This window comes from Dactylosporangium sp. NPDC005572 (assembly GCF_040605515.1).
In the GTDB taxonomy this organism is placed as follows: Bacteria; Actinomycetota; Actinomycetes; order Mycobacteriales; family Micromonosporaceae; genus Dactylosporangium.
Genome location: NZ_JBEXCY010000296.1, coordinates 1 through 12,032, shown reverse-complemented (window position 1 = coordinate 12,032; position 12,032 = coordinate 1). Strand labels below are relative to the sequence as shown.

Below are 12,032 nucleotides of genomic sequence, written 5' to 3'. Positions count from 1 at the left end.
GTCGCCGCCGGGCTGGCGCTCGTCACGCTCCGGCCGGGGCCGGTGCGCTGCTGCGTCGGGGGCGGCGGCGCCGCGTCCGGCCCCGGCCGGAGCGTGACGAGCGCCAGCCCGGCGGCGACCGCCACGACCACCGCGGTGGCGACCGCGCGCCGCCGCCGGTGGCGCCGCCACGCCTTGTGGTACACCCCGTCGGCGCTCAGCCGGGTCGGCGGCGCGCCGGTACCGGCCAGCTCCTCGAACCTCGTCCGCAGTCCGGTCATCGCCCCTCACCCACCGTCGTCATGGCACCGTCCGTACCGATCAGGTCGCGCAGCTTCGCCAGCCCGCGCGCGGTCTGGCTCTTCACCGTCCCCGCCGAGCAGCCGAGGGTGGCGGCGGTCGCCTCGACGTCGAGGTCGTGGTAGAACCGGCAGACGAGCACGGCCCGCTGCCGGGCCGGCAGCCGCCGCAGCGCCACCGTGAACGCCACCCGGCTCGCCGGGTCGTCGCCGTCCCGGGCGTGCTCGGGCGGCTCGGCCACCGACTGCTCCCGCCGCCGCCAGACCCGCCGCACGTCGGCCAGGTAGGCCCGCACGAGGCAGGTCCGCACGAAGGCGTCGAGCGCCTCCCGGTCCCGCACCGTCCGCCACGCGACGGCCAGCCGCATGAACGCGTTCTGCGTCAGGTCGTCGGCCCAGTGCCAGTCCCCGCACAGGACGTACGCGGTCCGCCGCACCGCCTCGTGCCGCGCGACGAAGTACTCGCGGAACTGGCGCTGGTCCTCACTCTCACCGCCGGGCATCGCACCTCCTCACTCCCTAGGTGCGCACCACCCGTCGATTCGGTTGCACGCGATGTTCCCCGTCAGGCGGCCCCGGTCACCAGGACGGTACGGACGCCCTGGGGCGGTGCCGCCGGCCGACCGCCGCCGCCTCACGGAGCTGGCGGCGCGGGTCATCGCTACGGACGCCGGGAACCGTGGTACCGATCTATGATCATCGGCATGGATCTCGCCGTCGTCGTCCGCGGAGGCTGGGAGGGGCACCGGCCGGTCGAAGTGACCGACCGCTACGCCGCCTGGCTGCGCGCCCAGGGCACCGAGGTGGTCACGTCCGAGTCGCTGGACGTGTACACCGACACCGGCCTCATGCGCCGGGCCGCGCTCGTCGTGCAGTGCTGGACGATGGGCACCATCACCGCCGAGCAGCTGGCCGGGCTGTCGCAGGCAGTCCACGCCGGCGCCGGGTTCGCGGGCTGGCACGGCGGCATGATCGACGCCTTCCGGGCCGCCCCCGACTACCAGCGCATCACCGGCGGCCAGTTCGTGCACCACCCGCCGCAGTTCGTCACGTACGACGTGCGCCCCACCGGCGACCACCCCGTCGTCGCCGGCCTGCCCCCGTTCACGGTGCACACCGAGCAGTACCGGGTGCACGTCGACCCGTCGATCGAGGTCCACGCGGTGACCGACGTCGACGGGGTCGCGATGCCGGTGGTGTGGACGACCCGCTGGGGCGCCGGCCGCGTGTTCGTGACCACCGTCGGGCACGAGCCCAAGGACCTCGAGGTCCCCGAGCACGACGAGATCATCCGGAGGGGCCTGGCATGGGCGAGCCGCTGACCGTCGGCATCGTCGGCGCCGGCAAGATCAGCGCCGCCTACGCCGGGACCCTCGCGCAGCTGCCCGGCGTCCGCCTGACCCGGGTGGCCGACCTGGACGCCGGCCGCGCGGCCGCGCTGGCCGCGGATCTTCCGGGTGTACTGCCGGTGCCGCCCGACGAGCTGCTGACGTCCGCCGACGTGGACGCGGTGCTCAACCTCACCGTCCCGCGGGCCCACGCGACCGTGGCGCTGGCCGCCCTCGCCGCCGGCAAGCACGTCTACGGCGAGAAGCCGCTGGCCACCGGTACCGCCGAGGCCGCCACCGTCCTGGCCGCGGCGGCGTCGGCCGGGCGCACCGTCGCCTGCGCCCCCGACACGGTGCTCGGCACCGGCCTGCAGACGGCCCGCGCGTCCCTGGCGGCCGGCGACATCGGCACCCCGGTCGCGGCGACCGCCTTCATGGTGACCCCCGGCCACGAGCGCTGGCACCCGTCGCCGCAGTTCTACTACGAGCCGGGCGGCGGCCCGCTGTACGACATGGGCCCGTACTACCTGACCGCCCTGGTGCACCTGCTGGGCCCGGTGCGCCGGGTGACCGGCCTGGCCTCGACCCCGCGCCCGACCCGCACGACCCTGGACGGGGTCACGTTCCCGGTCGAGGTGGCGACCCACGTGACGGGCGCGCTGGAGCACGCGTCGGGCGCCCTGACGACGCTGATGATGAGCTTCGACGCCTGGACGGGCCGCCTGCCCCGCATCGAGGTGTACGGCACGGAGGGCACCCTGAACGTCCCCGACCCGAACGGCTTCGCGGGCGACGTCCACCGCTTCACCGGCGCGACGCAGGAATGGACGAAGCTCCCCGACCTGGCCGGCTACCGCGACGCGGCCCGCGGCTACGGCGTGGCGGACCTGGCCCGCGCCCTGCGCACGGGCACTCCCCCACGCGCGTCGGCGGACCTGGCCTACCACGTCCTGGACGTGATGGAGTCCCTCCTGTCGGCCGCCACGACCGGCACGACGACCGAGGTGGCAAGCACCTGCACGGTCCCGCCATTGGTCCCGCTGGCGGCCGACCCGGACGACGCCTAGCGAGGACGTACGCTGTGGGGATGACGGCCGTCGAGGAGCTCGGGCGCTCCAAGTATGTCAGCCTCACCACGTACCGGAAGAACGGCACGGCCGTCGCGACGGCCGTGTGGCACGTCGCGGACCAGGGGGAGCTGTTCATCGTCTCCAACGCGGACGCCTGGAAGGTCAAGCGGATCCGCAACGACCCGCGGGTCGTGGTCACCGCGTGCGACGTCCGCGGGCGGGTCGCGCCCGGGGCCGCCAGCGTCGAGGGGACCGCGCGGGTGCTCGACGACGCCGGAACGCAGCACGCGCGGCAGCTGCTCGCCCGGCGGTACTTCATGTCGCGCGCGGGCAACGCCCTCGCGCGGCTGCTGCGGCTGCGGAAGCCGCCGGTCGTCGGGATCGCCGTCAGCCTGAGCCAGTGAGCCTGAGCCAGCGAGGACCGGCGGGCCGCATCGTCGGGAACCGATGGGCTGGCGTCGGCGTCCCATCCGCATGAGACGGATCTGGGCACTGTGGATCACCATGCTCGTCGCGACGGCGGCGGCCGGGTGCGCGGGGGGCGACGGGCTCGGCGGGCCCGGCGACGACCCCGACCGCCTGCGCAAGCAGGCCCGGGACGTGCTCGCGCGGTACGACGAGGCCGTGCAGGCCGCCGGCGGGCAGCAGCGCTACGTCCCGGTCGGCGACCTGACCGGCCAGCTCGGCGACTGGGAGCCCGAGCGCGGGGAGAACAAGGCGTCGCTGCTGTCCGGGCAGGTCCTGGCCGGCGGTGTGCTGCCGGCGGCGCCCCAGGCGACCGGCACGGTGACCTGGGACGGCGGGGCCACGCTCGACGTGCCGCTCGTCGGGGCCGACGCGGCCCTCGCCGCGATCCCCCGCAGCGACTGCGGCGGCTGCCCGCCGCTGACCGCCACCGGCGCCCGGCTCACCACCGCGAAGATCAGCACCACGCGCGGGCCGGCGACGGTGCCGGCCTGGGAGTACACGCTGCAGGACACGGCCGTGCGGGTGACCCGGCCGGCCGTGGCCGCGTCGGCGGCGGTCACGGTCACGCCGCCGTCGTGGGACCCGTTCAACTCGCCGGGCGGCCTGCCGATCGACTCGGCGAGCGTGAACGCGGCCGGCACGACGCTGACCCTGGTGTTCACGGGCAGCCCGGGGCCGGCCAGCCAGCCGTGCGGCGCGGACTACACGGGCGAGGTCGTCGAGTCGGCCAACGCCGTCGTCGTGATCATCCTGACCCACCCGCACGCGGCGAACGAGGCGTGCACGGCGATCGGCTACCGGCGGACGCTCGACGTCGACCTGGCGGCGCCGCTGGGCGAGCGGGCGCTGCTCGACATCCAGCAGGGGCTGCCGATGCAGGTCACCAGGAGCTGAGCGCCGTCTCGGCCCGGGCGACCGCCGCCGCGTACTGCAGCTCGCGGGCCCGGGCCAGCGCCTGCTCGGCGAGGGCGCGGTCGCCGAGCGCGAGCGCCCGGATCCGGCGCAGGTCGGGCTCGGCGAACCCGCTCTGCCCGGGCAGGCCGCGCTCCAGGGCGGCCCCGGCGACGGCGGCGGCCTTCTCGGTACGGCCGAGGGCCAGGCAGGCGTCGGCGTGCAGGGCCTGGAGGCGGCCGAACCGCAGGATCGTGTCGCCGAGATGCTCCCGGGCGGCGTCGATGCGCTCCAGGCCGGACGGGTCGCCGCAGCGCACCTCGGCCCAGCCCAGGACGATCCCGGACAGGCTCTGGTACTCCCGGTGGCCGCCCCGCTCGGCGGTGGCGAGCGTCGCCCGGGCCTCCTCCCGCGTCGCCGCCGCGTCGTAGCGGTCGGCGGCGACGACGGCCGCGTAGTTGGCGACGTACATGTCGAGGAACGGCTCGCCGACCCGGGCCGCGCGCTCCCGGGCCGCGCGCAGGTGCCGGTCGGCGGCGTCGAGGTCGCCGAGCAGGTTGGCCGCGATCGATGCCGGGGCGAGCGCGCCGATCACCGGGTCCCAGTTGACGATCGTGAACACCGGCAGCTCCCCGGCCGGCAGCGCGGCGAGCGCGGTCTCGAAGCACTTGTTGGCCCGGACCAGGTCGAGCTCGCTGAGCGCCGCGGCGCCCTCGTGGACCTCGGCGACGAGGGTCGCCCACGGGTCGCCGCTGCCGCCGGCGGTCGCGGAGCGCGCCACCTCCACGCCCCGGGCGGTGTTCCCGCCGGCCGTCTGGAAGGAGGCGTACCCCCACAGCGCCGGCAGCACGTCGAGGACGGGCCGGCCGCGCAGCCGCAGCAGCAGCGGCTCCATGGCGGCGTACTGCGCGGTGACGACCGGCGCCAGGTAGCCGTCGGTGGCCTGGTGCATGTACGCGAGCCGGATCCGCAGGTCGAGCTCGGCGGCGTCGCGCTTCTCGTTGGCCGGTGCGCGGTGCACCATGCCCAGGGCCTCCTCCAGCATCGCGGAGGCCTGCTCGTGGGCGGTGCGGTCGTACGCCTCCCGGGCGGCGTCGGCGAGCGCGGGCACCACGTCGTACGGCGACAGCACCGGCAGCGCGGCCCGCAGGTGCGTCGCCAGGTCGGCCGCGGTGGCCAGGCCGGTGTCGCGCAGCGCCTGGGCGGCCCGGGCGTGCAGCCGGGCGCGGCGCAGCGGGCCCTGGTCGAGGTACGCCGTCTGCCGCACGAGATCGTGGGAGAAGCGCAGCAGGCCCGGGTCGTCGGTGGCGGTGAGCACACCCGACACGACGGCGGTGTCGAGGGTGTCGAACAGCGCCAGCTCGTCGATCTGCACGACCTCGCGCAGCACCGGCACCGACACGTCGCGCCCGAGCACCGAGGCGACCGCGACGACGGCGTTGACCTGGCCCGGCAGCTTCGCGAGCCGGCGCCGGACGACCTCCTGCACCCGGACCGGCACGTGCTCGGGCTCCAGGGTGTGCTCGGCGGCGAGGACCCGCAGCAGCTCGACGACGAAGAACGGGTTGCCGCCGGTCCGGTCGACCAGCATGGCCACCGTCTCGGCCGGCACGTCGTCGCCGGTCACCGCGCGGGCGAGCGTGGCCACACCCGGCGCGTCGAGACCGTGCAGCGGCAGTCGTACCGCGGACGCGTCGGTCAGCAGCTCGCCGAGCGCACCGGCGAGGGGCGCGTCCGGGGCCAGCTCCGCCTCGCGGTACCCGACGGCGAGCAGCACCCGGCTGCGCCGCAGCGCCTTGGCGAACATCGTCAGCAGCACGGTCGACGGCGCGTCGAGCCAGTGCGCGTCGTCGACGACGAGGACGAGCGGCGCATGCTGCGAGCTGGCCGCGGCGAGCCGGCACAGACCGTCGACGATGCCCTGGTACAGCCGCGAGCGGGCGAGGTCGGGGTCGGCGAGCCGCTCGGCGGCCGGCAGCGGCAGCGTCTCGCTCAGCGTCGGGTCCAGCACCGCGGGCAGGTTCCCGTACGGCGCGAACGCCGCGGCGAGGTCCGCCTTCGCGCCGGACTCAGCGATCCCGCGCAGGATCTGCGCCCAGGGCAGGAACACCGGCGGCGCCTCCCCGTCGACGCCGGTGCCGGTGCCGACGTGGCCGGTCGCCCGCGCGGTGAGCTCCCGCAGCAGCGCCGACTTGCCGATGCCCGGGCTGCCGGAGACGAGCAGCAGCCGCCCACGCCCGCCGCCGACCTCGGCGAGCAGCCGGTCGATGGTGCGCAGCTCGGCGTCGCGCCCGACGAGCCCGCTGTCGTCGTCGGGCTCCCGTTCGTGTTCGTGGGCCGGTTCGTGGGCCGGCTCCGGTCGCCGCGGTGCCGCCGGTGCCGCCTTCACGGCGGCCACCGGGCCGTTGAGGTGCGGCGCCTGGCGCAGGACGTCCTGCTCCAGCTGCTGCAGCGCCGGCCCCGGCTCGATGCCGAGCTCGTCGATCAGCCCGGCCCGCGCCCGCGCGTACGCCGCCAGGGCGTCGGCCTGCCGCCCGCCCCGGTACAGCGCCAGCATGAGCTGGCCCCAGACCCGTTCCCGGTAGGGGGCCTCGGCGAGCTCGGCCTCGCTGAGGTACACGACCTCGGCGTCCCGGCCGAGCGTCAGCAGCGCCTCGGAGCGCTCCTCGACCGCGGTGAGCCGCAGCTCGTGCAGCCGCCCCCGCTCGGCCCGCGCGAAGTTCGAGTCACCGAGCTCGGGCAGCGGGTCGCTGCGCCAGAGCTTGAGCGCCCCTTCGAGCACCCGCAGCGCCGCGTGCGGGTCCGCGCCCTGCCGGGCCCCGTCGACGGCCGCCGCGAACCGCGCCGCGTCGACGGCGTCGACGGGCACGTTGAGCTGATACCCGGGCGCCCGGCTGACCAGCACGTTCGACTTGTCCCGCGCGCTGCGCCCGGGTTCGAGCGCGCGCCGCAGCCGCGACACGTACGCCTGGAGCGAGGCGATCGCCCGCTCGGGCGGCTCGTCGGCCCACAGCTCGTCGATGAGCCGCTGCACCGACACGATGCGCCCCGGCTGGAGCGCGAGCATGGCAAGCACGGCACGCTGCTTCGGCGTACCGGTGTCGACCGGCCCGTCGCCGTTGTCCACCTCGAGCGGGCCAAGGATCCGGAACTGCAGGATGCCCCCTCTCGCCCGCGCACCGACCCCAGAGCCTACCGGCCCTGCCCAGCAGCGCTGAGAACCTGAACGGCCACCCCGACCCAACCGGTCGGCGGGCAACCCGCCCCACCCGGCCGACAGCTGCCCGGCGTGACCGGGACCACGTCACACCGGGCGGCGGTGTGCCCTCATCAGCCGGTCAGCCAGGTGCGCAGGTGTTCGGCGGTGGCCGCACCGAGCGCGCCCGTGGCGCGGTCGAGCAGCGCAAGCAGTTCCGGGGTGCGGGCGGCCGGGACGGTGAGCGGTTCGGTCAGCCCGCGGTGCCGCCAGCCGGCGCCAGCGTCACGGGCGAGTCGCGTGGCGTCGGCCACCCCGCGCCGGCCGAGCCGCGGGTCGGGGTCGACGGCGAGCACGAGCGCGGCGTACAGCCGGTCGTCGGGGCCGCGGGCGCTCAGCAGCCGGTACCCGGCTCGCCGCACCTCCGCCCGGCTCCCGTCGGCCAGGAGCTCCCGCCCGAGCCCGGCCGGCACGACCCTGGTCATCGGCCGCAGCGCCGCGGCCGCCTCGCGCACGACCGCCGCCGACGGGTCGCGGAGGAGCCCGGCGACCTCCTCGACGGGGACGGCACCGAGCCGCGCCAGCCCTCGTACGGCCGCCGCCCGGACCCGCCCCGCCGGATGCGCGAGCAGCCCCCGCAGCACAGCGGCGTCCGCCGCGCTCCCGCCGCACTCGACCAGCCCAGCGACCGCTCCGGCCAGCGCAGCCACCGCCCGCGGCTCATCCGCCACATCCGGAGCGAGTGCCACGGCCGGCACTGCGGGCGGCACTGCGGGCGGCACTGCGGGCGGCACTGCGGCCGACAGCAGGGTGCGGTAGTGCGTTGCCGCGTCCACGCCCGTGCGGCGGGCCGCGACGTGGGCTATCGCTCGGACCAGCGGCGCGGCGTCGCACAGGTGTGCGGCGGCCTCCGCGTCGAGGCCGAGGCGGGACAGCGCGGTCAGGCCGATCGCGCGCACCTCCGGGCCGGGGTGCGCGGCCAGTCGCCGGGGCACCGCCGGGTGGGCCGTCCAGACCGCCTCGCGACAGAGCTGCTCGGCGGCGCGGACCCGGATGCGCACGTCGGGTGCGGACAGGGCCAGGTCCAGCAACCGCTCGCGGCCCCACCATCCTAGATCCATCCCCATCCCCGCCGCGAACCCCCACGCCCGCCCCTCACACTCCGCGACCACCGCGTCACGATCGGACGGGGTTCGGGACAGCAGAGCGGCAACGGCCTGGGCGAACGCGAAGGCGCCGCGGTGGCGGGAGCGGATCGCCAGGGCGATACCGAGGACCGCGGCCAGGTCCCCGGGGGCGGCCGGCTCCAGCAACTGGGCGACGGCGGTACGGGCCCGGGTCCGCACCGGGGCGGCCCAGTCGGTGGTGCGCAGGACCAGGTACGGCAGCCACGACGGGTCCGGGGAGGCCAGCATGCGCTCGACCGCCGCCTCCCGGTCGCGCCCGTCCGGCGCCATGCTCGCCAGGGCGACGGTCACCGGCCCGGCCCGGCCGGCACCCACCAGCCGCGCGAGCCCGGCCACCAAGAACCCGGCGGCCCCGGACCCAGCAGCACCAGACCCAGCAGCACCAGACCCTGCAGAGCCGGACCCCAGGGACCTGGCCGCCGACCGGATCAGCGGCGTCCACGGCGCGCGCCGCGCCCGGTCTTCCAGGGCGGCGAGGAGCGCGGGCCGGCGCGCGAGCTCCCGCAGTACCGTGGCGTCATCCTGCTCGAGCAGGCTCCGGACCAGCCGCTCGTCCGGCCGCGCCCGGACCGGCAGCGGGGCGGCCGCGGCGAGGCGGCGGCGCTGGAACATCACCGGCGCCATCCTGCCCCGCCACGGCCGGGCGCGGCAGCGGATTTTCAGGCGCAGGTGTTCAGCATCGACTGCAGGGCCGTCTTCTCGGACGACTGCAGCGTCAGCGCCCAGTAGTGCTTGACCGCGATCCACATCCGCGCGTACGTGCAGCGGTACGACGTCAGGGACGGCTGCCAGGTCGACGGGTCCTGGTCGCCCTTCGACTGGTTGACGTTGTCGGTGACGGCGATGAGCTGCGGGCGGGTCAGGTCGTTGGCGAAGCTCTGCCGCTTGGCCGTCGTCCACGAGCTGGCGCCCGAGCGCCACGCCTCGGCCAGCGGTACCACATGGTCGATGTCCACATCGGACGCGGCGGTCCAGGTCGCGCCGTCGTAGGGCGAGTACCAGCGGCCGGACGTGGACGCGCAGGCGCTGTCGGTGACGACCGAGGTGCCGTCGCGCTTGAGGACCGTCTCGCGCGTGTTGCACGCGCCGCTGATGGTGATCCAGTGCGGGAACAGGTCGCGGGAGTAGCCGCTCGTGGAGCCCTGCGTGGCCACGGTCAGGGCGTTGAGCCAGCTCTGGGCGGTCGACTTGGACGGGATGCCCGGCGGGGTCGCGCCGGCCGGGGCGGCGAACGCGAAGGTGGCGAGCACCGCCGCCAGGCCGGCGACGATCCAGCGGAACGGTCGCGACATCGATACTCCTTCAAATCGAGGAGCATCAGTCTCCAACGGCTACCCGGGGGTGTGAACATCCCAGCGGCGTCCGGTACCGCACGGAATGGTGAACTCTGGGCGCTCATCGACACCTTCGGCGAAAAGTTCTTCCGCGGCTGTGTCGAAATCCGGCGGCGCCGGTCGACGCATGAGCAGAAGGCCCAACCACGAAGGAGACCGACGATGTCGTTCCAGGCGTACCTCGACGCGATCGAGACCAGGACCGGCCGCACGCCGCGGGAGCTGCTCGCCGACGCGGCCGGGCGGGGGTTCGACGGGCCCGCCGTGAAGGCCGGCGACGTGATCGCGTGGCTCAAGGAGGACTACGGGCTCGGCCGCGGCCATGCGATGGCCCTCGTGCACGTCATCAAGCACGGCCCGACGATCCCCGGCAAGCACGTCGGCACCACCGGCGCCCACCGGGACGAGAGCGACACCCTCTGGCTCGACGGCAGGGGAACCCGGCCGGGCGCCGCCGCGTCCAAGGGGGCATGAGACGAATCGCCGCGCTCGCCGGGGCGCTGCTCACCCTGGCGGGCTGCGCGCAGGCCGGCGGCGCCGACCCGGCGCAGCAGGCCCCGTGGGGCACCACCTACACGGCGACCGCCGTCACCGAGCAGGGCGCCCCGCGGCCGCTCGCCGACGGCACCCGCATCGAGCTGCGGTTCATGCGCGACGGCCGGCTCATCGCCTCCGCCGGCTGCAACCAGCTCAGCGGCAAGGCCCGCATCGCCGCCGAACGCCTCCGCGTCGACGAGCTGGCGAGCACCGAGATCGGCTGCGACCCGGCCCGCCACGAGCAGGACCGCTGGCTGGCGGCGTTCCTGGAGCGCGGGCCGGCCTGGCGCCTCGCCGGCGACCGGCTCACCCTCGACGCCGGGGGCACCACGCTCGACCTGGTCGCAGGGACGCCTCGCCCGCTCGCCGGCCCCCGCTGGGTGGTCGACACCCTGGTCACGGGCGAGGTGGCCGGCTCGGTCCCGGCGGGCGTGGAGGCGTGGCTGACGTTCGGCACCGACGGCAGGGTCACCGGGAGCGACGGCTGCAACCAGCTCGGCGGCGCCTACACCGCCGAGGGGTCCACGATCAGGTTCGCCGACCTGGTCACCACCAAGATGGCCTGCCAGGACGAGCGAGCCGCGGTGGAGTCGGCGGTACTGCGGGTGCTGCGCGGCGAGGTGCGCTCCGCGATCGACGGGGACCACCTGACCCTGACCGCCTCCGACGGCACGGGCCTGCGTCTACGGGCGAGCTAGCCACTCGCGCACGACGGCGTCGGCGTCGAGGGGGCGCAGCATCACCGGCGGCCCCTCGACGTGCCCGCGGTTGGCGTGCTCGATCCGGTCGTTGAGCTCGGCGACCGCGGCCCGCACCCGCTCCTCGGTGCGAAACCGGCGCACCGTCGCCGGGAGGTCCTCGATCTCGCGCCGCAGCCGCAGCGTCGGCGGGATGCCGCCGGCCAGGTCCTCCCGCTGGGCGAGCGACTTCACCCACCAGTCCTCGTCGTAGAGCTCGCCACGGTCGGGCAGCGGCTTCCCGGCGCCCGGCAGGTTGTCGAACTGCCCCTGCTCCTGCGCCTCCCGGATGAGCCGGTCGATGTGCGACTCGTACCCGCTGGTCATGGTGACCCCAGCGTACCCGTGGCAGGATGATCTGTTGGTGGAGCAGCTGCGGCGGTACGGCTATCCGGCCCTGTTCGTGCTGGTCCTGTTGGAGGGCGTCGGCATACCGACCCCGGCGGTCAGCGCGGTCGTGGCCGCCGCCGTGCTGGCCGGGCAGGGCAGCTTCGACCTGCCGCTCGTCGTCGCGGTCACGCTGGTCGCGGCGGTGACCGGCGACAACCTCGGCTACCTGCTGGGCCGCCGGGCCGGCCGCCCGGCGATCCTGCGCTGGGGCCGCCGGGTCGGCCTGACCGAGCCCCGCTTCACCCGGGCCGAGCGGTTCCTGACGGCGCGCGGCCGCAACGTGGTGCTGTTCGCCCGGTTCGTCGACGGCCTGCGCCAGACGAACGGCCTGATCGCCGGCGCCGTGGCGCTGCCCTGGCGCGCCTACGTCACCCGCGACGCGATCGGCGCCGTGGCCTGGACGGCCGTGTGGGTGACGGTCGGCGCCGTGGCGGGCGGCAACCTCGACCGCGTCCGCGCCTGGCTGGGCCGCTACGAGCTCCGCTTCGCCCTGACGGCCGCGGTCCTCGCCGCCATCGCCCTGTGGTGGTACCTGCGCAGGCGCCGGGACGGCCGCGACCGCTAAGGCCTGTTTCATAACTGAGCCCGGGCTGCGGCGGGCCCAGATTCCGCCTGG

13 protein-coding genes are annotated in these 12,032 nt (G+C 75.8%); 7 read left to right on the top strand and 6 right to left on the bottom strand.

Annotation, left to right across the window (positions count from 1 at the left end; translation table 11 throughout):
- The coding region (locus tag ABZS66_RS57080) for a hypothetical protein (protein WP_354772631.1) at positions 1-260 on the bottom strand (260 nt) is incomplete at its 3' end.
- On the bottom strand, positions 257-781 hold the full coding sequence (locus ABZS66_RS57075; protein WP_354772629.1) for a SigE family RNA polymerase sigma factor: 525 nt from the start codon (positions 779-781) through the stop codon (positions 257-259). The genes ABZS66_RS57075 and ABZS66_RS57080, both read right to left, overlap by 4 nt.
- Before the next feature lie 201 nt (positions 782-982).
- Between ABZS66_RS57075 and ABZS66_RS57070 the strand changes: the two genes are divergently transcribed.
- The 4 genes from ABZS66_RS57070 (at position 983) to ABZS66_RS57055 (ending at position 4,038) form a co-directional block, all read left to right on the top strand.
- Positions 983-1,600: a ThuA domain-containing protein gene (locus tag ABZS66_RS57070; protein ID WP_354772627.1), complete on the top strand. Its 618-nt coding sequence runs from the start codon at positions 983-985 to the stop codon at positions 1,598-1,600.
- Positions 1,585-2,673 carry a Gfo/Idh/MocA family oxidoreductase gene (locus tag ABZS66_RS57065; RefSeq protein WP_354772625.1) on the top strand — a complete coding sequence of 363 codons (1,089 nt, stop codon included), beginning with the start codon at positions 1,585-1,587 and terminating at the stop codon, positions 2,671-2,673. Before ABZS66_RS57070 ends, ABZS66_RS57065 begins: the two co-directional genes overlap by 16 nt.
- A gap of 20 nt (positions 2,674-2,693) precedes the next feature.
- Positions 2,694-3,080, top strand: a complete 387-nt coding sequence (locus ABZS66_RS57060) for a PPOX class F420-dependent oxidoreductase (protein WP_354772623.1) — start codon at positions 2,694-2,696, stop codon at positions 3,078-3,080.
- 70 nt (positions 3,081-3,150) lie between these two features.
- Complete coding sequence (locus tag ABZS66_RS57055; protein ID WP_354772621.1) at positions 3,151-4,038, top strand: hypothetical protein; 888 nt, start codon at positions 3,151-3,153, stop codon at positions 4,036-4,038.
- On the opposite strand, the gene ABZS66_RS57050 is transcribed toward ABZS66_RS57055, so the two are convergent.
- The 3 genes from ABZS66_RS57050 to ABZS66_RS57040 all read right to left on the bottom strand — a co-directional run bounded on the left by ABZS66_RS57050 (position 4,025) and on the right by ABZS66_RS57040 (position 9,710).
- Entirely contained in the window at positions 4,025-7,162 is a 3,138-nt protein-coding gene (locus tag ABZS66_RS57050) for a BTAD domain-containing putative transcriptional regulator (RefSeq protein ID WP_354772619.1), read from the bottom strand. The genes ABZS66_RS57055 and ABZS66_RS57050 overlap by 14 nt on opposite strands.
- 203 nt (positions 7,163-7,365) lie before the next feature.
- Positions 7,366-9,033, bottom strand: a complete 1,668-nt coding sequence (locus tag ABZS66_RS57045; RefSeq protein WP_354772617.1) for a hypothetical protein — start codon at positions 9,031-9,033, stop codon at positions 7,366-7,368.
- 44 nt (positions 9,034-9,077) lie between these two features.
- Positions 9,078-9,710: an HNH endonuclease family protein gene (locus ABZS66_RS57040; protein WP_354772615.1), complete on the bottom strand. Its 633-nt coding sequence runs from the start codon at positions 9,708-9,710 to the stop codon at positions 9,078-9,080.
- A gap of 204 nt (positions 9,711-9,914) precedes the next feature.
- Here ABZS66_RS57040 and ABZS66_RS57035 point away from each other — a divergent pair, with 204 nt between their 5' ends.
- Positions 9,915-10,226, top strand: a complete 312-nt coding sequence (locus ABZS66_RS57035; protein WP_354772613.1) for a DUF4287 domain-containing protein — start codon at positions 9,915-9,917, stop codon at positions 10,224-10,226.
- Positions 10,223-10,987, top strand: a complete 765-nt coding sequence (locus ABZS66_RS57030; protein WP_354772611.1) for an META domain-containing protein — start codon at positions 10,223-10,225, stop codon at positions 10,985-10,987. Before ABZS66_RS57035 ends, ABZS66_RS57030 begins: the two co-directional genes overlap by 4 nt.
- Here the strand turns inward: ABZS66_RS57030 and ABZS66_RS57025 are convergent.
- A complete protein-coding gene (locus ABZS66_RS57025; RefSeq protein ID WP_354772609.1) occupies positions 10,973-11,353 on the bottom strand; it encodes a DUF1992 domain-containing protein in 381 nt (126 codons plus the stop codon). The two genes, ABZS66_RS57030 and ABZS66_RS57025, sit on opposite strands and share 15 nt — an antisense overlap.
- Before the next feature lie 37 nt (positions 11,354-11,390).
- Between ABZS66_RS57025 and ABZS66_RS57020 the strand changes: the two genes are divergently transcribed.
- A complete protein-coding gene (locus ABZS66_RS57020; protein ID WP_354772607.1) occupies positions 11,391-11,981 on the top strand; it encodes a DedA family protein in 591 nt (196 codons plus the stop codon).
- Positions 11,982-12,032: the final 51 nt, after the last annotated feature.

Excerpts from the sequence above, each read along its gene's own strand:
- ABZS66_RS57075 (WP_354772629.1), bottom strand. The coding sequence starts at position 781 with ATGCCCGGCGGTGAGAGTGAGGACCAGCGCCAGTTCCGCGAGTACTTC.
- ABZS66_RS57070 (WP_354772627.1), top strand. The coding sequence starts at position 983 with ATGGATCTCGCCGTCGTCGTCCGCGGAGGCTGGGAGGGGCACCGGCCG.
- ABZS66_RS57065 (WP_354772625.1), top strand. The coding sequence starts at position 1,585 with ATGGGCGAGCCGCTGACCGTCGGCATCGTCGGCGCCGGCAAGATCAGC.
- ABZS66_RS57060 (WP_354772623.1), top strand. The coding sequence starts at position 2,694 with ATGACGGCCGTCGAGGAGCTCGGGCGCTCCAAGTATGTCAGCCTCACC.
- ABZS66_RS57055 (WP_354772621.1), top strand. The coding sequence starts at position 3,151 with ATGAGACGGATCTGGGCACTGTGGATCACCATGCTCGTCGCGACGGCG.
- ABZS66_RS57040 (WP_354772615.1), bottom strand. The coding sequence starts at position 9,710 with ATGTCGCGACCGTTCCGCTGGATCGTCGCCGGCCTGGCGGCGGTGCTC.
- ABZS66_RS57035 (WP_354772613.1), top strand. The coding sequence starts at position 9,915 with ATGTCGTTCCAGGCGTACCTCGACGCGATCGAGACCAGGACCGGCCGC.
- ABZS66_RS57030 (WP_354772611.1), top strand. The coding sequence starts at position 10,223 with ATGAGACGAATCGCCGCGCTCGCCGGGGCGCTGCTCACCCTGGCGGGC.
- ABZS66_RS57025 (WP_354772609.1), bottom strand. The coding sequence starts at position 11,353 with ATGACCAGCGGGTACGAGTCGCACATCGACCGGCTCATCCGGGAGGCG.